Origin of the sequence: Colwellia sp. 20A7, from assembly GCF_009832865.1 — a bacterium.
Taxonomy (GTDB): domain Bacteria; phylum Pseudomonadota; class Gammaproteobacteria; order Enterobacterales; family Alteromonadaceae; genus Colwellia.
On sequence record NZ_CP047130.1, the window covers coordinates 1,917,314 to 1,939,759 of the forward strand.

Consider the following 22,446-nt stretch of genomic DNA (forward strand, 5'->3'; position numbering starts at 1 on the left):
AACTCAATTTATTTGGTATTTTTTCAGCTTACTGCGTGTATTATTCAGTTTACTGAAATTCAGCGCGCGATTATAACAAAAATTGAGTGGTTTTTCTAAAGGTATCTACTATCTTTAAATACAATTAATCTATGGTGTTGTTAATTATATATTTAGAATAGAGCGGGCGCTTTAAATTTAGTGTAATTGACACTGTTCCATTAAGAAACAATGTGTTTTCCCTTTTTTTGCAGAAATTTCAAGTTCTGCAATTTCATCAGCGTTAAATAAACTATTCGATAAAATAACAGCAGAGCAATTACCTTTACTTAGTACGGAAGTAATTTGTGATAATGCGATTTTTGCTCGGTTAGCCACAGAGCTTTTATAATTCACCATAAGTATTTTTGATACATCTACACCATGTGTTTTTGCTAGCTTTTCAATAGATGTTTCTTCAGGGTTAATAAATAATAACCACTTCTTTTCTTGCTTATGTTGATGGCAAATATGGACATATTGACTTGAAAGCTCAAAGTCGTTAGTGACATTAGTATGTTGAAACCAATTTATATTTAATGGTGTTGCTGTATTAAAACCACTTTTTAATTGATTGATATTATTGGTGTTAGTGTTAATCATTATTAATTTCCTTAAGGCATATTAAGCAAAAATAGACATACTGTGTTTATATACAGTATGTCTATTTTGTTTAATATTCAATCTTTTTTTGTAATTAATTTATAATTCAGTTTCCTTAACGAGTAGATCAGAAAAATAAAATTTCTCTATAGCAGCATTTAATAGATTTTGTTATGGTGTTTAATACATTGAAAGCTTTCATTTGATACGTCTTAACCCTTCCAATTAATAATTATAATTGGTTAAGCAATGAGTATAACTATGTTTAGTAACATGAAAATAATTCTGGCTGATGACCATCCTTTATTTCGTCAAGCCTTGACGCTTACGTTAAGGTCACATTTTAACGGTGCAAAAATTTTTGAAGCACAAACTATCCCTGATCTTGATCAGCATTTACAAAGTGTAAGTGGTGTTGATCTCTTATTACTTGATCTTGATATTCCCGGTGCCAAAGGATTTGATAGTTTAATCGCCATTAGACGTACATACCCTGAATTGGGTGTGGTTATTATTTCTGGTTTTGAAGATAAAGAAACCATTTATAAGGCGATGAATTTTGGCGCGGCAGGTTTTATTCCTAAGTCTACGCCGGTTCCAGAAATGGTCCTTGCGATAAAAGAAGTTTTAAACGGTACGTTGTGGACGCCTGATGGTAAGTTTAATGGCCACGATACTGAAAAAAATATTGCGGGTGATAAAGTAGCGTCATTAACCCCTAAACAACATAAAATATTGTTGATGTTTGCTGATGGTTTGTTAAATAAACAAATCGCTTATGAACTAGGATTGTCTGAATCTACGATCAAAAGCCATGCGAGCACTATATTTTTAAAGTTAGGTGTTAGAAGCCGCACTCAAGCCGTTATTCTTTTAAATGAAGTGCAATCAAGTCAGAGCGTTTTTGGTCAGACTTCTACCGAATAGCTTAAGGCTCTCATATCTATTTAGTGCTAACGTTATTGTTATACCAATCTCACTAACTATGTGATCATTCCTACTTGCTAAAATCACCAACTACATCGTTATTTATTTAATTACTAGAACAACTAGTTATTGAAATAAATGCCTTGTATTTGGCAATTTTTTCTACGTATAAAATTGTTCACTTAATTAATGAAACTGGTATTAGCATCCTATTATTGGCATTCTTTGCTAGCACTACTTATTCGCACTACTTATTTGCATAGTTTTTAGCGAGTTCTTTTGTTAGTAATGCGCTCATTAGGGCTCGTAAGGCTAGTGGTTTAATAATTTTTTGTAAGTAACTAATGTTGTGTTGTTTGGCAAGTGCCATCAGGTTTTCATCTGTGGTCGCTGTTATCAGCACTGCAGGTAGGGAATATTGACTTGTTGACCTTAACTGCTTAATTAACTCAATCCCGTTAATTTGATGATGGGTGTGCTCTTTATTGCGTTCATCATTTAATAGATTATGCATACTTACGTCTAACTCTTCATTTTTAGCTTCTGTTAATTGATAGTCGACCAGAAAAATGTCTATTTCATCTTCATGCTTTTTATAAATTTCTTTGGCTTCTTGAGCGTTAATTGCGGTAAATACTTGGCATTGCCATGCGCTTAACAATGTTGACATACCATCTAGTATTGCTTGTTCATTATCAACACATAATACGCCGACACCTTGTAAGTTCATGCTAGCCGTCGGTTGTACTGGTTGCTCTTTCAACATTGATTTAATAATTGGAACATTAATACTGAATAAACAACCGTGCCTGGCTTGAGATTTCAGGTTAATTTTATGCTCTAAAATGTTGGCTAAACTTTGTGCTATATTTAAGCCCAAGCCTAATCCTTTAGGACCCATGTAATTACTCGTTTTTAATTGGGTAAACTGTTCAAACACTTGCTTTTGTTTTTCTACTGGGATACCTGGACCATTATCAAATACTTGAATAGAGAGCTCTTTTCCTTGTCGGCGACACCCTAATAATACTTTATTTTTTTTGTTGTTTTTATTTGTGTGTGCATAACGAAAAGCGTTACTTAAGAAGTTTTGAATAATTCTTGAAAGTAATGTTATGTCACTAGCAACAAACAGCTTGCTTGTTTTACAGTGAAACTCTATCTGGTATTCATCTGTTAGGGCATTAAATTCACTCGCTAACATAGTAAACAACTTTTCTACTGAAATTGATTCAATATTCGGATCAATATTACCGCTTTCAATACGAGATATTTCATTTAGATCGAGTAATAAACTATTGGCTATTTCTAAAGAATTATCAATTTTATTTATTTGCTCTCGAACATCATTGCTGACTTTTGGGTTTAAAGAAACTGAAGATGAAAATAGTCTAGCGGCCGATAACGGTTGTAGTAAATCGTGGCTGCATGCTTTTAAATATTGACTTTTTTTCACATGAGCTTGTACGGCTTTAGCTTTTGCTTGTGCTAATTCAAAGTTAGCCTGTGCGAGTTCTTTATTTGCTTGTTCTAACTCTGCGGTACGAAATTGTACTCTTGATTCAAGGTCTGTGTTTTCATCTTTGAGTACTTTTTCTGTTTGACGATATTTAGTGATATCAGAAAATATCATGACAAAACCACCACCGGGTATAGGGTTTCCTTCAATATGAATGTTTTTGCCATTTTTGAGTTTATATTCCGAGTTATGACGACTTCCTGCTTTTATAAATTGAATGCGTTTTTCTACTTGTTGTTCAATATCTTTAATAAAGTAGTCTTGTTGACTCAAGTTGAAATAAATTAATTGGCTTATAGGGCAGCCTATATAAATAATATCATTGGGGTAATTAAAAATATCTACGTATTGTTTATTCCATGCAACTAACTTTAGTTCACTATCAATAACTGATATTCCTTCACTAACATTCTCAATGGCACTTTGTAGCACAGTACGACTAAATTCTAGTTGCTGGCTAGAGTTATCTTCTACCAACTTAGCGACTTGATCAAAAGGTAAGTTTTGGCCGCTGGTTGCAAAAGATATAACTAATTTTGCTGAAGCTGAACCTAATACGCGAGCTAGGGTTGTTTCAGCATGAAGTAAGACTGTTTCATTAAATTGTTTACTGTGTTTATTACGATAAGGACGATGAAACTGTTTAAAGCACTGTTTAGCTTTTTCTTGGCCAATGAAGCGAGCCATTAAAAACTCTAACTCAACTATTTCCACTTTAGTTTGAGCGGGTAAACGCCATTGCGTATTGACCCTATCCTTATAGAAAAATCTACTTTGCATTTGTTCTCGAATACTTTGTCTTGTTAATAAAGAAACAAACCAAAGTGAGGTAATGTTGATCAGCAACCCAAGTAATGTCACCACCGTAGTTTTTGGTAAATCACTATTTTCAAAGGGATGTGGATATAATCCTAATTGTGGTAGTAAATTAAAGAGCACCCAAATAGTAAAGCCACTGCTTATGCCTGTTAGCACACCTGCAAGTGTCGCCTTGCGCCAGTAAAATGCGACAAATAAAGTAGGCCCTACCTGAGCTATTGCACCAAAAGCTACTTCACCTAATGACGAGAGGGTATCGGGTGGTGACAGTAACAAAAGACCATAGCTTAAGAAAATAACAAATAAGACGAGTGCTTTACGAATAAATAAAAGTTGAGATTGGAAATGATTAAAATTGTGATGTTGTTTACGCGAGAATTTAAACATTAACGGGAAAACAATCTCATTACTGAGCATGGTACTTAACGCGATTGTGGAAACAATTACCATTGAACTTGCAGCAGAAATAGCCCCTAAAAAGGAAAATAAAGACAGCCACACTTCGCCATGAAAAGCAGGTAAAAAGAGTACATAAGCATCTGGTGGCAGAGAATCTCCATAATTTAAATGACCCGCTAAACCTAATGGACCAGCAAAAAAACCAAAAATAAGTACGTAAATAGGTAACAACCATCTCGCCATGGAGCTTGTTTTTTGGTCTTTTATTTCGACAAACATAACTTGAAATTGTCTTGGTAAACATAAAAAAGCAGACATAACGATGATTAACATGCCGAACATACCAACAAAGTTAGAAAAATCAAATTGTTGCTGAATATTTAATTGATCTTTTGATAACTCCCAAATATCCATTGGTGAGTCATAAATAATAAAACAAACGAACAGGCCTACCAGAAGAAAAGCAATTAATTTCACGAGTGATTCAAAGGCTATTGCAATCATTACTCCAGGGTGACGCTCAGTTATATCAATAGTGCGAATACCAAAAATAATAGTAAAAACAGCCAGAATAATACTAACAATTAACCCTATTTTCCAAATAGGTAAATGCTGTGTTTCTTGTAAAATTTGATAGGAATAAATAATCGCTTTTAGCTGTAAGGCTATATAGGGCATAGTTCCAATTAAAACGACTATGGTAATAATAACGGCTAAATTTTGAGACTTACCAAAACGTGCAGAAAGTAAATCAGCTATAGAGGTTATTTTAAGCTCTAAGCTTGTTTTTATCATTCGCTGAATAAAAGGCCAAGCAAATACAAATAATAAAACAGGGGCTAAATACACAGAAAGATAGGTGTAGGAGTTATTAGCCGCTTGTGCACTTGTGCCTAAAAATCCCCATGAAGTGCAATAAACACCTAAAGATAAGGCATAAATAATGGCTTGTTGTTTAGTTTTTAGTTTATTTCTGTATTTACCACCTAAATGGGCAATAAGAAATAATAAACTTATATAGCCAATGCTAACGCTAACTAATAACCAATTTGCAAACATACCTATTCCAGAAAACTAAACCTTCTTACTAAATTTACCATAGTTCACCCACAATATATTTCTATATTTCTATAACTTAAGTACTAGTACCTTGGTTATTTAAACACCTACTACTAAAGGACTAAGCGCTAGGTGCTAAGTCTTATTGCCGATTGTTACATTTGTTTACTGTTCTATTATGTTTTTGAACAAAGAGAATAACAAAACAATAAATACAAACAGTAAAACTATAAATAAAAAATATAAGAAAGGGGAATAGTAATGTTTAGCAATAAGTCTACAAAAAACAAATCTAAAAAATTATTACTTGCTGGAAGTTTACTTTTAGCTACGGGTGTCGCTAATGCAGCTTACGACATTAAGTTGACTGATGAAGATAGCCTATCGTTTGGTGGCTACATTAAAGTAGATGCTCGCTATGTTGATGGGGATGTTGCATACCGACCATATTGGGCTGGATCAGGTACTAAGCTTGATGAAAGTGCTTCTCAATTTAATCTTTTTGCCAATGAAACCCGATTTAATATGAAATATACCCATGATGATGTTATGGGGTTTATTGAATTGGACTTTTGGGGAGGCGGGGGTAATGAGATTGTTTCAAACTCTGCTAACCCTCGTATTCGTCATGCGTTTATTAAGTATAAAGATGTATTAGTAGGGCAAACATGGTCAACCTTTATGAATACTAGTGCTATTCCTGAATCAGCAGATTTTGCCGGCGCTACCTTAGGTTTAGTTTTCATTCGACAAGGTCAAGTTCGCTACACCATGGGGGACTTTCAAGTATCAATTGAAAACCCTGAAAGCTGGGGTGGTGATACCGCTAATGACAGCATTCCAGATGTTGTTGCACGTTATAACCTAAAAGGTGACTGGGGAAACATTTCTTTTTCTGCACTAGGTCGCCAGTTAAATACTAATTTAGGTAATACCGAAACAGCGATAGGTGCTTCAATTGCTGGTCGTATTAACACTATTGGTAAAGATGATCTTAGGTTTCAACTTCATCAGGGTGAAGTAGGTCGTTATGTTGGTGCTGGTTTTACTCCCGATATCTTCACCAAAACAGATGTGAATGGCAATGTCATTGAAGAAGTGGAAGACGTTACGTCTTATCTTGTTGCTTACCGTCATTATTGGACTGACACATTAAGAAGTACCGTACTTTATGGTGCTGCTGATGCGGACTCTTCAGGTGCTGATCGTCGCCAATGGGGTGTGAATTTATTTCAAAACTTAACCAAGCAGTTAGCGGTTGGTGTTGAAGTAGGTAACTTCACTATGAAAGAGCAAGATGCTGATTCAAATTACGCACAACTTTCATTGCAATACGTACTTTAGTTTTCAAGTAAAGCGTTGTTGACGTAACAGTTCCCATTTTGTTGTTACGTTTTGGTGGGGGGATATTCCCCCACTTTTTTTAAACGCATATATTATTTTTTATTAATTTAGGAGAGGGAGTATGGCTGAGTCAATACTCAAAGTAGAGCAAGTTTCATTAGCATTTGGTGGTGTGAAAGCGCTAACTGATGTTAGCTTTGAAGTTCCCCGAGGCTCTGTATTTTCGATAATCGGCCCAAATGGTGCTGGTAAAACGTCCATGCTTAATTGTATTTCTGGTCGTTATCGTCCTAATTCAGGCAATATTATTTTTAATGATCAAAATGTCACTAAGTTACTGCCAAATGATAGAGCAGATCTTGGTATGGGACGTACTTTTCAAAACTTAGCTTTATTTGGCCACATGTCGGTATTAGACAATATTATGGTTGGTCGTCACCACCTATTAAAAAATAATTGGCTTACAGGCCCATTATATTGGGCTTCAAATGCACAAAAAGAAGAATTAGCACATAGACGATACGTAGAAGAAGTTATCGACTTTTTAGAAATATCTCATATCAGAAAATCTGTTGCCGGCACGCTGTCTTATGGTTTACGTAAACGCGTCGAGTTAGCGAGAGCAATGGCATTAAAACCAGAATTAATTTTACTTGATGAGCCTATGGCAGGTATGAACCTGGAAGAAAAAGAAGACATGGCTCGTTATATTCTCGATTTAAATGAAGAGTTTGGCATTACGGTTGTGATGATTGAGCATGACATGGGTGTGGTCATGGATATCTCCCATCAGGTGATGGTACTCGATTTTGGTAAAAAGCTTATTTCTGGCTTACCAGAGGAAGTGATGGCTGATCCACACGTGAAGCGTGCTTACCTGGGTATAGAAGATGACGAAATTGAAAAAGCGATTGTCTATGAAGAAAAGGAGGCTAGCTAATGTCAAGTTTAACAGAAGTAACTACAAGTAAAGATTTTGATATGGGGGCATTAGATACCTTCCCTAAAATACTTCGTCATAATGCACAGAAATACCCTAATGACATTTCGATGCGTGAAAAAGAGTTTGGTATATGGAATGAGTTTACTTGGTTAGATTATCAAAATCGCGTTAAGTGGCTTTCTTTATCCTTAAGAAAGTTGGGCATTCAGCCTAAAGATGCTATTGCCTTATTAGGTGACAACCGCCCTGAATGGGTTTGGGGTGAAGTTTGTGCTCATGCCATGGGTTGTTATTCTATTGGTATTTTTCAAGATTCATTACATGAAGAAGTAGTTTATTTACTCAATAAAAGTAATGCGACCGTTGTTATTGCCGAAGATGAAGAGCAGTGCGACAAGTTACTTGAGTTGGGTGATGATATTCAAGACGTAAAAATCATTGTTTATTGTGATCCTCGCGGCATGCGAAAATATGATGATAAACGACTGGTTAATATTGAAGATCTTTATAAGCAAGGCCAAGAGATAGAGCAAGCATCTCCTGAATTATATGACTTATATGTTGACTCAACTTGCGCAGAAGAAACCGCTATTTATTGTACAACTTCAGGTACAACGTCTAAGCCTAAAATTGCTTTTTTAGGTGGTGGTAATTTTGTTAAACACTGTAGTTCATATCTACGCGCTGATCCCCGTCAAGCCGGGGATAATTATGTATCAGTTCTGCCATTGCCTTGGATTATGGAACAGGTATACGCCGTTGGCCAAGCATTAATCGCAAGACAAATTGTTAATTTTGTTGAAGAACAAGAAACCTTAATGGCTGATTTACGTGAAATTGGGCCAAGTTTTGTGTTACTTGCGCCACGTGTTTGGGAAGGTATTTTAGCTGACGTTAAAGCCCGAATGATGGATTCAACACCTTTAAAACAAAAATTATTTGATTATGCTTTTGCGTTAGCAGAAAAAGCACAAAATCAAGGGAAGCGCTCGTGGCTTGCTGATTTTCTGTTAATGAATGCGTTGAAAGATAGATTAGGTTTTACTTTCTTGAAATCGGCTGCAACAGGTGGTGCCGCAATGGGACCTGATACTTTTAGATTCTTTCAAACCATTGGTGTGCCTTTACGTCAACTTTATGGTCAAACCGAACTTTGTGGTGCATACACTGTTCACGAAGAAAACGACGTTGACTATGACAGTGTTGGTGTTGCCTTTGATAGTGCCGAAGTAAAAGTTATTAATACTGATAAAGCAGGCGTTGGTGAAGTTATTGCAAAAACGGTTGGTATGTTTACCGGCTATTTAGATAACCAAAAAGCCTACGATGAAGATGTTATTGATGGTTGGATGCATACCGGGGATGCTGGTTATTTTAAACCATCGGGCCACCTAGTTATTATTGATCGCATTAAAGATCTCGCAAAAACTAATAATGGTGTGCAGTACTCTCCACAATACATTGAGAATAAATTGAAATTTTCGTCTTTCATTGGCGAAGCCGTAATTCTAGGTAAAGACAGACCTTATTTAAGCGCTTTAATCTGTATTCGTTTTTCAATCGTTTCAAAATGGGCTGAGCAACAAGGTTATAGCTTTACTAATTACACAAGCTTGTCAGCCTTACCTGAAGTTTATGAAAAATTGAGTGAAGAAATAGCCAAGGTTAATGACACGTTACCTGATGCTCAAAAAATTAATAAATTTATATTACTTTATAAAGAGTTAGATGCTGATGATGGTGAATTAACTCGTACCCGTAAAGTGCGTCGCAGTGTTATTGCAGACAAATATGGAGACATCATTACGTCTATTTACGATAACAAAGAGAAAGTTGATATAGATACCGTGATTACCTTCCAAGATGGCGGAAGTTCACGCATTAAAACTCAGCTTAAGGTGTCTACGCTAATCGAAAATGATGGTAGCGCAGTGTCTGCAAATAAAGTTAGCCAAATAGAGAGGAAAGCATCATGAATTTTGAACTCTTAACTCAATTAGTAGTAAACGGCCTGATAGTTGGTTTGTTATATGGCGTAATTGGGATGTGTTTTGTTTTGGTTTATAAATCAACACAAATTGTAAACTTTGCTCAAGGTGAGTTTTTACTTATTGGTGCCTGGGTATGTTGGGCATCACTTATTTACTTAGAGCTTCCGTTCTTTGCTGGTTTCTTACTTTCGCTTTGTTTTATGGCCGCTTTTGGGGTGTTACTACAAATGATAGTGCTAAGACCTATGATAGGCGAGCCTATTATCTCGGTTATTATGGTAACGATTGGACTCTCAATATTCTTCCAAGCACTTATGAAATGGATATTTGGTGTGTCACCACAAAGTTATCCTCAAGTATTTGATACTCAAACGATTAATATTTTGGGGTTAAATATAGAAATGGCGTATCTAATGAGTACCATTATCGCCTTGGTTATCATGATAGCTTTCTATTTATTCTTTAAACATTCTAAGCATGGTTTGGCGATGCGTGCTACCGCTTTTGACCAACAAGTATCACAAAGCTTAGGCATATCTGTTAAACATGTTTTTGCGATGAGTTGGGGGATTGCCGCAACAGTATCAGCAACAGCAGGTATCGTTATTGGTATGGTAAATGGGGTTTCAGATTCACTTTCTATTATGGGCATAAAAGTTTTTCCAGCGGTTATTTTAGGTGGATTAGACTCAATTGTAGGTGCAATTGTGGGCGGCTTAATTATTGGTGTGTTAGAGAATGTTGCTGAGTTTTTTGATAGTCAATATTTACACATTGGCAACATGTATGACATAGCACCATTTTATGTATTGTTAATAATTCTTTGGTTCAAGCCTTATGGATTGTTTGGTACTAAAGACATTGAGCGTATATAACGCGACTTAATTAACAAAAAAGAATAATTATTAGGAGTAACTTATGTCGAGCTTAACTATGCGTCCGTGCGGAGATTTCCGTACGAGCTATAAACAAGACAATACAATTTTTGAAACAAAAACCATCCGTTGGGTAACTATATTTACCATTATTGCTTTGTGCTTTGCACCCGTATTACTTGATGGATACTTTATTACCTTATTGATTCAAATATCATATTTGGGCATTGCAGCACTGGGTTTAAATATTCTAGTGGGGTATACCGGGCAAATATCGTTAGGTCATGGGGCTTTCTTTGGCTTTGGTGCATTTGCCTCAGCCTGGTTGAATACAAGCTTTAATATACCCGTGTTTTTGTGTATTCCTTTGGCTGGTTTTTTAACCATGGCTGTTGGCATGATGTTTGGTGCACCGGCGGCAAGAATTAAAGGCTTATACCTGGCAATAGCAACATTAGCATCGCAATTTATTATTGAGGATTTCTTTTCTCGTGCTGAGTGGTTCTCAGGTGGTGCTTCAGGCTCTATGGCAGAGCCAGTAAAATTGTTTGGTTTTGTTTTTGATACTGACCAAAGTTTTTATTATATCGCGCTATTCGCCTTAGTTTTTATGTTTATTTGGGGATGTAATTTAATGCGAAGCCGTGATGGCCGAGCATTTATTGCGGTACGAGACCATTATTTATCAGCTGAAATCATGGGCGTTAAATTAAATAAATATCGCTTATTATCTTTTGGTATCTCTTCATTCTATGCCGGTATTGGTGGTGCGTTATACGCGCATTACTTAGGTTATGTATCTGCCGAAGGTTTTACCATTATGATGTCGATTCAATTCTTAGGGATGATTATTATTGGTGGCTTAGGGTCTATTAAAGGCACTTTAATGGGCGTTATCTTTATGGTGTTCTTACCAGAGGTATTATCAAGCGGCGTTGGTTTTATGAAAATGACTGATTGGGGCAATATTCCAATGGTTATCGATGGTTTGGCTTACATTAAAGAGATGGCTATCGGTTTGGTTATTATCGCATTTTTAATTTTTGAACCAGAAGGTTTATCACATCGCTGGACGCAAATTAAAAACTATTGGAAATTCTATCCATTTGCTTACTAAGCACTTTTTTAAAGTTATTAGTAAGTCGTGGAGAATAAGATGAAGTTAAGTTTATGGGGAGAATTCTAACTTAACTTCTGAATAAAACGTAAATAGAAAAGTTTAACAACCTAATATATAACAATAAGTTAAGGAACATCACATGAGAAAAACTATAAATAAAAAATTATTACTAAGTTCAATTGCTACTACTGTTTTGTTAAGTGCTACTAGCCAAGTACAGGCACAAGATTCTGTTTTTGTTGGTCATTTGGCTGATATGTCAGGTCCAACAGCATTTGTGGGTAAAAATTATGCTGATGGTGTACGAGACTCACTCGCCTATATAAATGCTAATGGTGGCATTAATGGAACTAAACTTGAATCTGAAACAATTGATTATGCTTATAAAGTACCACAAGCAATTGCCAATTATAAAAAATGGAAAACGCGTAAAAACATGGTTGCGATGCAAGGTTGGGGAACGGCAGATACAGAAGCATTAATCTCTTTTGTTGCACGTGATAAAACACCTGTTTTCTCTGCGTCTTATTCTGGACATTTAACTGATCCAACCGCTAAAAACCCACATACGAAAAAACCAGCACCTTATAATTTCTTTTATGGAGCATCATACTCAGATGCCTGTCGTGGTTTAGTTCAGTGGGCAGCTGATGATTGGAAAAAGAAAGGTAAAGACGGTAAACCCAAATTTACTCATATTGGCGCAAATCATCCATTTCCAAATGCTCCAAAAGCCGCTTGTGCAGAGTATGCTGAAGAACTAGGTTTTAATGTGCTACCACCGGTTGTTATTTCTATGAAACCTGGCGATTTTAAAGCCCAATGTTTAAGTATTAAAAGCTCAGGATCAAATTATGGCTATATCGGTAACTTAGGCGGTTCAGTTCAGTCATTAGTTAAATCGTGTAGTACCGTTGGTGTTGATATTCAATTTATGTCAAACATTTGGGGCGGCGATAAAGAGGTATTTGCAGCCGCAGGCGAGGGGATTCAAGACTATATATTCCCAACGATGACACCTTTCTGGGGAGATGATGTACCAGGCATGAAGTTGCTACGTGAAATTTCTAAAATGTCAGATGAATCAGGTAAAGAAGAACGTGTTCATCACTATATTCGTGGTGTTTGCTCAACTTACTACATGAAAGAAGCAATGGAATGGGCTAAAGAAAATGGTGGTATTACCGGTGAAAATATCAAAAAAGGAATGTATGTTCATAAAGATTGGGTGCCAAAGGGCTTAGAAGGTGTTTGTTTAGCTGCTAACTGGACTAACGAAGATCACCGTGGTGTTAACCAAGTTAACATTTACAAAGGCAACTATAACGATGGTGATATAAAAATTGAAAAAGTATCACAAGTTACCTTAGAACGTCGTGATGATTGGTTAGGTTACTAATTTTAGGTTATTAACTTTAGGTCATTAACTTTAGGTCATGAATTTCGGGTAATCGATTACAGCAACAATGATGTCATTGTTGCTAGCCACAACCATTAATTAAATTATTCATTTAGTTCTGTGGTTGTGGCGATAACTTGATAATTTGGCGTAATAAAATTAGTTAGAGAGTTTGTGATTATATCTGATGGGTATTAATTTCAAATTAGGCAAATATAAAGATTTTAACGGAGCATATAAATATGTCTCAGACAGCAGCAAAAATTCAAACAGCCACACCTATGTTATCAGTTAACAATATAGAAGTTGTTTATGATGAAGTTATTCAGGTACTTCGTGGGGTTTCTTTAGATGTACCAGAAGGAGATGTTGTTACTTTACTTGGACCTAACGGGGCAGGGAAATCGACAACCTTAAAAGCAATTTCAGGGCTTTTAAAGACAGAATATGGTGAAGTTACTAAAGGTGATATCACTTTTATGGGTGAGCGTATCGATAAAAAGAATGCAGAAGATGTTGTGCGTAGTGGTCTTTTTCAGGTAATGGAAGGGCGTCGTATTATTGAAGATATGACATCAATTGAAAACCTTAAATTAGGTGCTTATACCCGAAAAGATTCACAAATAAATCAAGATATAGAAATGGTCTTTCATTATTTTCCTCGGTTAAAAGAGCGTACTGGTTTAGCAGGGTATTTGTCGGGTGGCGAACAGCAAATGTTAGCGATTGGCAGAGCATTAATGGCCCGTCCTAAAATGATTTGTTTGGATGAGCCATCAATGGGTTTGTCACCGTTGTTAGTAAAAGAAGTTTTTGGAATTATTAAGAAAATAAATGTAGATCAAGGTATTACCATGTTGTTGGTTGAGCAAAATGCTAACTATGCAATAAAGGCTGCTGACTATGGGTACATTATGGAGTCAGGAAAAATAGTGCTTGATGGTACGCAAGAACAATTATTGAGTAATGAAGATGTGAAAGAGTTTTATTTAGGTGGCGGTAATGAAGAGCGGAAAAGCTTTAAGAACCTAAAATCTTATAAACGACGTAAACGTTGGTTGTAAAATTGTACCTGACTATTAATTACCCTTTGTAAGTTTGCTCAGAAAACTAGTCACTTTACCTTAGGCCTTAGCTTATCTTGTAAACATCGAATGGGTTGACGGCTACCTGAAAAGTACATAGTAAACTTAAATAATATTAAACGTTATCACAAGAGGTTATCGAGTAACCATGAATAAATACTTTTACGAGAGTGAGTGCCAAAGCTCACCATTGCGAGAGCAAGCATTAATAGGGCGTTTGGCAGACTTTATCAATTATGCTAAACAGGAATGTGATCACTATAAAGAAACGCTAGCTCATATTGATGGGGAGAAAATCACTAGCCGTGAATTGTTAGCCCAACTTCCTATTACTCGAAAGTCTGATTTAATTCGTTTGCAGGCTAAGCATTCTCCTTTGGGAGGGGTGAACGCTGCAAAAGCTAATTTAGGTCGAATCTTTCAATCGCCTGGCCCTATTTATGATCCTGAAAACACGAAAGATGATTGGTGGCGTATGGGACAAGCTTTTTACGCCGCGGGATTTAGGCAAGGTGAAATTGTTCAGAATTGTTTGTCTTATCATTTAACGCCTGGCGGTTTTATACTTGATTCAGGCGCTAGAGCTTGTGGTTGTGTCGTGATCCCTGCAGGTCCAGGACAAACAGATCAACAACTCGATATTATTGAACACTTAAAACCACAAGGCTATGCCGGTACTCCTTCATTTTTAAAAATATTATTGGATAAAGCCAAAGCTGAAAACCGAGACGTATCTAGTTTAACTAAGGCTTTGGTCACAGGTGAAGCTTTACCTAAATCCTTAAGAGCGGAGTTCTCTGCTGCAGGAATTGATACTTTGCAGGCCTATGCGACTGCTGATGTTGGTCTTATTGGCTTTGAATCACAAATTGATGATGGTTTAATTATTGCTGAAGACCTACTTGTTGAAATAGTACGTCCAGGCAGTTTAGAGCCTGTTGCTGAAGGCGAAGTGGGCGAGGTTGTTGTTACTAGTTTTAATGTAGATTACCCACTTATTCGTTTTGCTACCGGAGATTTATCTGCAGTGAAGTTAGGCGTAAGCGACTGCGGTCGAACTAATATGCGTATTAAGGGATGGTTAGGGCGTGCAGACCAAACAACTAAAGTTAAAGGTATGTTTGTTCATGCAAATCAAATTGAGCAGGTTAGGCAAGTATATCCATACATTGCTAAGATGCGTTTACTGGTCTCGCAAGTTAATTACAATGATAAAATGCACTTACAGTGCGAATTAACTGATGATAAATACTTGGACGAAGATGTTACAAGTACGCTTGATAGTATTAGTAGCACACTGAAAAAGGTTACAAAATTAACAGGAACGATAGAGTTTGTTGCAACTGGAACGCTTGCTGATGATGGCAAAGTTATTGATGATGTTCGAACTATTGATTGATTGATTTATAACAATTAAGTTAAGTCGAATTAAGATAAAGCAAGTTCCAAGCTGGGCTTAATTAAATCTAATATTAAGGAATAAATATGGAAATCAAAGCTTTTCAAGACTGTTACCCGGAAGAACTAAGTCATTGTTATGGATGTGGTAAAAATAATAGTCATGGCCATCAGTTAAAAAGTTTTTGGCAAAATATTGATAAAGAAAATTTATTAGCGAGTACAACAATCGCCCATTATATGCCGGAAGACATTTATACCGCAATTCCGGGCTTTGTTTATGGTGGTATGCTTGCTTCGCTGATCGATTGTCATGGTACTGGCAGTGCCTCTGCAATGGCTTATCTTGCTCAAAATCGTGAAATGGGTAGTGCACCTGCATTACGGTTTGTAACCGGTGCATTGAACATTAATTACTTAGCGCCAACACCACAAGGTGTTGAATTAACGTTAATAGGGCATTTTAGTGAAGTAAAAGAAAGAAAAGTTATTGTTGATATAACTTTGTCTGCTGATGACACTGTTTGTGTCAAAGGGCAGGTGATTGCCGTACTGATGCCTGAAGGTATGACACCTAAAAGCTAATGTGTATTACTATGTAATAGTGTGATAATTCAGACCCTGTAACAATATCTGTGTAAGTACCATTTTTAAATATAGTCTGAAATACGGTCTTCGAATTCAATCATAAAACGATTCAAGGCCGATTTCCAATTCCTTATTGGCATAGTCCATTTTTTCGATGCTTGAGTAATGGCTAAGTAAATAACTTTCTTAGCTGAGTCATCGTTGGGAAATACCTTTCTGTTTTTAACCGCTTTGCGTATAACGCTGTTTAACGATTCTATCGCATTCGTTGTGTATATAGCCTTGCGGATATCATTCGGGTAAATGAATAAGGTATTGAGATTATCCCAATGACGTCGCCAGGAAGCTGATATGCTTGGGTATTTATCGTCCCAGCGTGCTGAGAATGCATCTAATGCCTTCAATGCTTGCTCTTCGTTTATGGCTTGGTAAATCGTTTTTAGGTCTTTGGTTACCGCTTTATAATCATTATAAGGCACAAATTTCAGCGAATTCCTTACCATATGTACAATACATAACTGTATTTGAGTATTTTCAAAGGCGGTATTAATGGCATCAGGAAAGCCTTTTAAACCATCAACACAGGCAATAAGGATATCTTGAACGCCTCGGTTTTTGAGCTCGGTCAACACATTAAGCCAGAATTTAGCCCCTTCATTTTCAGAGAACCACATACCCAGTAAGTCCTTTTGCCCTGTGACATCAACGCCTAGCGCTAAATAAACCGCTTTGTTGATAACCTTATTATCTTCTCTGATTTTTAGACGGATACAGTCCATATAAACGATAGGATAAACAGGCTCTAACGGCCTTGTTTGCCATTCATCGACTTTTTCAATAACCGCGTTGGTCACACGAGAAATTAAGGTGGGAGAGACTTCTGCGCCATAGAATTCATCAAACGAGTCGACGATATCGCGCGTCGTCATACCTTTGCCGTAAAGGTATAAAATCTTGTCGTCCATAGAGGTGAATCGTGTTTGATTTTTCTTTACGAGGAGCGGCTCGAAGCTACCATCACGGTCACGTGGTGTATTTAGCTCAAACTCTCCGTCCTCGGTTTTAACTTTTTTAGCGCTAAACCCGTTACGGTTGTTGGGCGTACTCGTTTTTTCATGTTTAGCGTAACCAAGGTGGTCGTCTAATTCGGCATTTAGTGCCGCTTCAACAGTAACCTTGGTTAGCATAGCTCTGAATTTATCTAAATCTTCGCCTGTTTTAATACTTTTTGCGGCTTCTTTTGCAAAAGCTTCAAGTTCTTTATGGTTCATGTGTTTTACCTTTCTTTGATACCACTAGGGTAACTGATGAAAAGTACTTACACAAAATCTGTTACAGGCTCATAATTCAACCTAGCGCAAGTTAATTAGTCTAAAACTGCTACAGGCTCGTAGCTGTTATTGGGCTAATTAACTTTTAGACTCACTTTTAACCCACTTCTTGAACTGTCTTTTTAGCTAAGCGCTTACCCGCTAAACTCTTGCGATTCTAAATTTATATCATACTCACAATTACCTTCGTAAGTTTCAAACCACCAAAGTATTTTATACAGTGAATTATTTCCACCATAAACAATCCTTTAGTTTGTTCTTGAATAACATCACTACTGTCAACTTAACTATTAGCGATATCGTTATAAAAAAATCAGATATTACATGTTTTATCGGCTAAAGGAAGTCGACTTACTCGTAATTTGATGAGCAATTAAATATTTTTGGAAGTGGTCAGTGGCTAATGGTTTACTGTATAAATAACCTTGTAATTGTTCGCAGTGTAATCCAGCTAGAAATTTTAGTTGTTGATTAGTTTCAACGCCTTCAGCTACAACATTCATACCTAAGTTATGAGCGATAGTGATAATGGTAGCAACCATATTCCTACCTTTTTCAGACTCTTCAATATCATCGACAAAAGCTTTATCTATTTTTAAAGTGTTAAGCGGGAATTTTTTCAAATACGCTAAAGAGGAGTAGCCTGTGCCAAAATCGTCTAGGGATAAATGAATACCCATAGCTCTTATTTGTAACATCGTTTCGATAGCACTTTGCGGAGAGTTCATGACTGTACCTTCGGTAATCTCCAACTCTAAATGCTTGGGTGGTAACTTACTCTCTTTTAAAATATTTGCTATTTGTGCAACTAAGTTAGATTGAGTAAATTGTACCGCAGACAAGTTTACAGCGACTCGGCCATCGAATAAGCCGGCATCGACCCATTTTTTTGTAGCAAAGCAGGCTTTTCTTAATACTATTTCCCCTATCTCAATAATCTGTCCCGTTTCCTCTGAGACAGGAATGAAAGTAACAGGGCTTATAATACCTTTACTAGGTGTTTCGAAGCGAACTAATGCCTCCATTCCTGAAATTTTTCCACTCGCAATTTCAATTTTTGGCTGATAGTAAACAGAAAATGAATCATCTTTTAAACCATGTCGAATTAAACTTTCTATTTGTAATCGTTTTACTGCTTGTTTGTTCATGGAATCACTGAAGAATTGGTATTTATTACCGCCATTACCTTTTGCATGATACATCGCTGTATCAGCATTTTTTAGGAGCTCGTGACCTGTATTGCCGTCTTCAGGAAACAATACAACACCAATACTACTGTACAAGACTATTTCTTGGTTTTTTATTTTGAAGGGGATAGCTACCGTACGTAAGATATCTTTGGCTAATGAAGTAATAGTATGTATATCATTAGTGCCTTCAAGGATAATACTAAACTCATCACCTCCTAATCGATAAACGGTATCTTGTTTACGTCTGAGCGTTAACATTCTCTTAGCCATTTGACATAAAATAGCATCACCTATTTGATGTCCCATAGAGTCATTGATTTTTTTAAAGTTATCTAAATCAAATACGAGTATGGCATGATTAATATTATTATTTACTAATCGAGCTTGGTTAGCTTGAAAATATGAACGATTAGGTAAACCGGTTAATAGGTCTGAGCTGGCTAATTTTTTCAATTCAGATTCTATTTCTTTACGTTTTGTTATATCGGAAAAAACACCAACAAAATGAGATATTTTGTTATTTTCGTCATGAAGAATATCTAAATTTAAATCAGCAAAAAATTTACTACCATCAGCTCGTAAACTTTCTATTTCACCATGCCAACTACCTTTCGTGACTAAATGTTGCTTAATATTTTGAGTGAAGCTTTTAGGGTATTGTTTGAACGTGATCGGTTGGCCGATCATTTGATCTCTTGCTTGTTTTGTTATACGTTGAAAGGCTTTATTAATATCTACAATATTAAATTGACGATCATAGATAACAACGGCATCTGATATATTTTGTATGCATCGAGCAAATAATTTTAAACTTTCTTCAGCTTTTTTTATTTTACTAATATCTTTAAGTGTACCGGTCATACGTGAAGGATTATTCTTGTCATCACGTTCGACTATTTTTCCTCGATCTAAAATCCAAATCCATTGATTGTTTTTATCTTTAACTCGGTAAGTTGCTTCAAAATGTTCTGTTTTTTCAGAAACATGATCAGCTAGCGCACTTTTTACTTTTTCAATATCGTGTTCATGTATGTTAGTTTCTTTATTACCATTGTGATATGTATGGGCACTTTTATTTCGAGTGCCATCTTGAGGAAACTCTAAAACTCCCCAAATATTAGAACGATATATTTTGTCTGTGATAATGTTCCAATCCCACATCTCATCGCCACTGCCCCAAAGTGATAGCTTTAAGCGTTCTTCACTTTCTTTTATCTGTGAGTTATAGTGTTTTTTGTTTTTATATTGTTGAAATATATAAATTAAAAACAATAAAGAGATAAATGTATAGACCGTTATCATACTTGCTGATAACCACCAAGGTGGTAATATTCTTACATTTAATCGACTCAGTTTAGCTTGTTGAGGATAATGAACATCAAAGGCTTGTACTTCAAATATATAATCACCTGGGCTTAAATTGGTGTAAGTAGCCCGGTTGTTATATCTTCCTGTATTAATAGAAGCATCAATCCAATCAGTTTCCAGTTCTACTAACCTATATTTGTAGCGTAGTTGATTATTAAGTTTTGCATTAGGAGAGACAAATTCGAAACTTATAGGAGATTGCTTGTAGGCTAATTCGAGTAATGCTAAATTATTTAGTTGTTTTTTAAGGGTAAAAGAAGCAGGTGCATTGGTTAATTCTTCTGTCTCATCTATTTTAATCGGGACTTTTTTATTAGCAACATAAAGATTTGTGAATATTGGCGCGGTAATATTTTGTTTTATTTTTAGTAGTTCATCGGGACTAAACTGATAAAACCCATTGGGACTACCAAAAAACATTTCACCATTACTTGACTTAAAGGCTGCTGATTCCTGGAATTCAGGGGTGTTGATATCAAAGTCTAAATCAAACTTTATTATTTTTTCTGTTGTAAGTGATATAGAGTTTATACTTGTATTTGTTGCTACCCAAATATTTTCATTATTATCAACCAATAACGAGGCAATATAATTGTTTTGTAAACCATTATTCTCATTGAATGTATAGTTTTCTTTATCATTAAGGACTGTTAAGCCTTGAGATTCGGTGCCTAATAGAAAATTATTATTATGCATCCAAATGTTATTGATTAAACTGTTATTAATAATGTCTGTTAATTTTTTACTCGTCTCTTCATAAGAATAATTATATGTATCAAAGGTAAATGCTTGATTATTTTTTGATAAAAGAAAAAGTTTATCCCCATTAACTTGAAAGTTAATGAATTTACTTCTATTACGCGTTGGGTAAACAGTAAATGTGTTTTGTTCTATTTGATATTGTGTTAAAAAATCATTGTTATTAAGGTACCAAAGGCTTTCTCTTATTTTTACTACAAAGTTATCAATAGGGTGGTTTGACTCATTTAACCAAGCCTTATGTTCTGTAGTACTATTATTATTTATATCATATTGATAAAGTCTCCCACTTTCTGTCCTGAGAAAAAGTTGTTCACTATTAGTTGATATAACCTGCCAAATATTTTCATTTAAATTCAGTTTACTTTTAGTTAATACTTTTGTTTTAGATAAGCTAAACAACCCATTTTTTTCTGTAGATAACCAAATGGTACCGTCAGAGCTTTCTGCAAAAGATTCAACGCGATAACCTTGACCATTATCTTTAGCTAGACCATGATAAATAAAATCTTTCAATGCTGAATATTGATTGACTCCTCCACCGTAACTAGCGAGCCACATATTATTATTGTTGTCACGATAGATATCCATTAACCAGTTGTCACTTATAGACGTTGATTTTGGATTGCTTTGGTAGCTTTGAACTTTTTTGTTTAATAAGTCAATGGTATTTAAACCATTATGAGTCGCTAACCAAATGTGACTTTCATCATATTGAGCAATGGTTCTAACCGTATTAGATAATAGTACTTGATGAATATTGGTATCATTTGGGGTTGTTGTTAAATGTGAAATTAATTGGTAACGGTCATCAACAATATATAAACCATTATTTGTCGCTAGCCAGTATTGATTGTCAATGGTTTTCATATCAAACAAAGCTGTGGCTGTAATTGATAGGTTGTGTTTGTTTTGCTTATTAAGTGAGCCTATATAATTGAGTTTTTTGCTCAGTAAGTGAATACCATTATCGTAACTCCCTAGCCAATATGTACCTGCATTATCTTGGAAGATGGTTTTAATTTCTTTAAATACTTCATTGTAATTTCGGATATAAAGGTGTTGAAATGTTATATCCTTAACAGGCGTTGTAACTGATAATGTCTGTAACCCTTCGGTTGTAGATATCCATAACAAAGGTTGCTCTTGTTCTTCCTTTGTTGAGGTGCGTTTATTCTGATAAATATCCCATATAACGTTGTCTTTTAGGGATAAATTATTACTCTCTTCATGAATAAAATTATTGAAGTTATCAAGTTCAACGTTATAGCGACTTAAGCCATTTTCTGTACCTACCCAGAGCGTTTCTTCACTATCAATGAATATTTTACGAATAATGTTATCAGCAATTGAGTACTTATCATTAGTATTATGCCTATAGACAACAATATTATTGCCATCATAACGGTTTAAACCATCTTCTGTCGCAAACCAGATAAACCCTTGGCTGTCTTGTGTGATACTAAATACATTGGAGTTTGATAATCCGTCTAATGTTGATAGTTGATTAAATTTGAGGAGGTTATTACTAAAAACGTTTTCTGTAGAAAGGGGGCTGCTTGTTAATAAATCAGCAGCATAAATATTTATCGATAGGGTTGTTAATAAAATAGTGCTTATAATCTTTTTTATAATTACCATCAGCGGTATTTTATTGGCAATTAAATATAAAGTAATAATCGCAATCAATGTAAATAAATATGGCAGCACA

General features: G+C 35.6%; 14 protein-coding genes. 10 read left to right on the forward strand and 4 right to left on the reverse strand.

Annotated features, from left to right (window positions below; genetic code table 11):
• Positions 1–177: 177 nt before the first annotated feature.
• Positions 178–621, reverse strand: a complete 444-nt coding sequence (locus GQS55_RS08365) for a hypothetical protein (RefSeq protein WP_159819662.1) — start codon at positions 619–621, stop codon at positions 178–180.
• A 249-nt stretch (positions 622–870) separates the two neighbouring features.
• Here GQS55_RS08365 and GQS55_RS08370 point away from each other — a divergent pair, with 249 nt between their 5' ends.
• Positions 871–1,548 carry a response regulator transcription factor gene (locus GQS55_RS08370; RefSeq protein WP_442872181.1) on the forward strand — a complete coding sequence of 226 codons (678 nt, stop codon included), beginning with the start codon at positions 871–873 and terminating at the stop codon, positions 1,546–1,548.
• A 247-nt stretch (positions 1,549–1,795) separates the two neighbouring features.
• Here the strand turns inward: GQS55_RS08370 and GQS55_RS08375 are convergent, their stop codons facing one another.
• Positions 1,796–5,344: a hybrid sensor histidine kinase/response regulator gene (locus GQS55_RS08375; RefSeq protein ID WP_159819664.1), complete on the reverse strand. Its 3,549-nt coding sequence runs from the start codon at positions 5,342–5,344 to the stop codon at positions 1,796–1,798.
• Positions 5,345–5,605: 261 nt separating this feature from the next.
• Here GQS55_RS08375 and GQS55_RS08380 point away from each other — a divergent pair, with 261 nt between their 5' ends.
• The 9 genes from GQS55_RS08380 to GQS55_RS08420 all read left to right on the forward strand — a co-directional run bounded on the left by GQS55_RS08380 (position 5,606) and on the right by GQS55_RS08420 (position 16,084).
• The gene (locus GQS55_RS08380) at positions 5,606–6,688 is read left to right on the forward strand and encodes a DcaP family trimeric outer membrane transporter (RefSeq protein ID WP_159819666.1); all 1,083 of its coding nucleotides are present in this window, start codon (positions 5,606–5,608) and stop codon (positions 6,686–6,688) included.
• Between the two features lie 121 nt (positions 6,689–6,809).
• Positions 6,810–7,628 (forward strand): ABC transporter ATP-binding protein, encoded by an 819-nt coding sequence (locus GQS55_RS08385; protein ID WP_159819668.1) that lies wholly within the window; start codon positions 6,810–6,812, stop codon positions 7,626–7,628.
• Entirely contained in the window at positions 7,628–9,607 is a 1,980-nt protein-coding gene (locus GQS55_RS08390) for a long-chain fatty acid--CoA ligase (RefSeq protein ID WP_159819670.1), read from the forward strand. Before GQS55_RS08385 ends, GQS55_RS08390 begins: the two co-directional genes overlap by 1 nt.
• The gene (locus tag GQS55_RS08395) at positions 9,604–10,497 is read left to right on the forward strand and encodes a branched-chain amino acid ABC transporter permease (RefSeq protein WP_159819672.1); all 894 of its coding nucleotides are present in this window, start codon (positions 9,604–9,606) and stop codon (positions 10,495–10,497) included. Before GQS55_RS08390 ends, GQS55_RS08395 begins: the two co-directional genes overlap by 4 nt.
• A 43-nt stretch (positions 10,498–10,540) precedes the next feature.
• Positions 10,541–11,614 carry a branched-chain amino acid ABC transporter permease gene (locus tag GQS55_RS08400; protein ID WP_159819674.1) on the forward strand — a complete coding sequence of 358 codons (1,074 nt, stop codon included), beginning with the start codon at positions 10,541–10,543 and terminating at the stop codon, positions 11,612–11,614.
• Between the two features lie 142 nt (positions 11,615–11,756).
• Positions 11,757–13,016, forward strand: coding sequence for an ABC transporter substrate-binding protein (locus GQS55_RS08405; protein WP_159819676.1), 1,260 nt, complete (start codon positions 11,757–11,759; stop codon positions 13,014–13,016).
• A gap of 242 nt (positions 13,017–13,258) precedes the next feature.
• Positions 13,259–14,080: an ABC transporter ATP-binding protein gene (locus tag GQS55_RS08410; RefSeq protein WP_159819678.1), complete on the forward strand. Its 822-nt coding sequence runs from the start codon at positions 13,259–13,261 to the stop codon at positions 14,078–14,080.
• A 169-nt stretch (positions 14,081–14,249) separates the two neighbouring features.
• Positions 14,250–15,500 carry a phenylacetate--CoA ligase family protein gene (locus GQS55_RS08415; RefSeq protein ID WP_159819680.1) on the forward strand — a complete coding sequence of 417 codons (1,251 nt, stop codon included), beginning with the start codon at positions 14,250–14,252 and terminating at the stop codon, positions 15,498–15,500.
• Between the two features lie 86 nt (positions 15,501–15,586).
• Complete coding sequence (locus GQS55_RS08420; protein WP_159819682.1) at positions 15,587–16,084, forward strand: PaaI family thioesterase; 498 nt, start codon at positions 15,587–15,589, stop codon at positions 16,082–16,084.
• Positions 16,085–16,149: 65 nt separating this feature from the next.
• On the opposite strand, the gene GQS55_RS08425 is transcribed toward GQS55_RS08420, so the two are convergent.
• Together GQS55_RS08425 and GQS55_RS08430 are read right to left on the reverse strand one after the other, a co-directional pair.
• A complete protein-coding gene (locus GQS55_RS08425) occupies positions 16,150–17,358 on the reverse strand; it encodes an IS256 family transposase (protein WP_159819684.1) in 1,209 nt (402 codons plus the stop codon).
• A gap of 389 nt (positions 17,359–17,747) precedes the next feature.
• Positions 17,748–22,445: an EAL domain-containing protein gene (locus GQS55_RS08430; RefSeq protein WP_159819686.1), complete on the reverse strand. Its 4,698-nt coding sequence runs from the start codon at positions 22,443–22,445 to the stop codon at positions 17,748–17,750.
• Between the last annotated feature and the right edge of the window lies 1 nt (position 22,446).

Excerpts from the sequence above, each read along its gene's own strand:
- GQS55_RS08365 (WP_159819662.1), bottom strand. The coding sequence starts at position 621 with ATGATTAACACTAACACCAATAATATCAATCAATTAAAAAGTGGTTTT.
- GQS55_RS08370 (WP_442872181.1), top strand. The coding sequence starts at position 871 with ATGAGTATAACTATGTTTAGTAACATGAAAATAATTCTGGCTGATGAC.
- GQS55_RS08375 (WP_159819664.1), bottom strand. The coding sequence starts at position 5,344 with ATGTTTGCAAATTGGTTATTAGTTAGCGTTAGCATTGGCTATATAAGT.
- GQS55_RS08380 (WP_159819666.1), top strand. The coding sequence starts at position 5,606 with ATGTTTAGCAATAAGTCTACAAAAAACAAATCTAAAAAATTATTACTT.
- GQS55_RS08385 (WP_159819668.1), top strand. The coding sequence starts at position 6,810 with ATGGCTGAGTCAATACTCAAAGTAGAGCAAGTTTCATTAGCATTTGGT.
- GQS55_RS08390 (WP_159819670.1), top strand. The coding sequence starts at position 7,628 with ATGTCAAGTTTAACAGAAGTAACTACAAGTAAAGATTTTGATATGGGG.
- GQS55_RS08395 (WP_159819672.1), top strand. The coding sequence starts at position 9,604 with ATGAATTTTGAACTCTTAACTCAATTAGTAGTAAACGGCCTGATAGTT.
- GQS55_RS08400 (WP_159819674.1), top strand. The coding sequence starts at position 10,541 with ATGTCGAGCTTAACTATGCGTCCGTGCGGAGATTTCCGTACGAGCTAT.
- GQS55_RS08405 (WP_159819676.1), top strand. The coding sequence starts at position 11,757 with ATGAGAAAAACTATAAATAAAAAATTATTACTAAGTTCAATTGCTACT.
- GQS55_RS08410 (WP_159819678.1), top strand. The coding sequence starts at position 13,259 with ATGTCTCAGACAGCAGCAAAAATTCAAACAGCCACACCTATGTTATCA.
- GQS55_RS08415 (WP_159819680.1), top strand. The coding sequence starts at position 14,250 with ATGAATAAATACTTTTACGAGAGTGAGTGCCAAAGCTCACCATTGCGA.
- GQS55_RS08420 (WP_159819682.1), top strand. The coding sequence starts at position 15,587 with ATGGAAATCAAAGCTTTTCAAGACTGTTACCCGGAAGAACTAAGTCAT.
- GQS55_RS08425 (WP_159819684.1), bottom strand. The coding sequence starts at position 17,358 with ATGAACCATAAAGAACTTGAAGCTTTTGCAAAAGAAGCCGCAAAAAGT.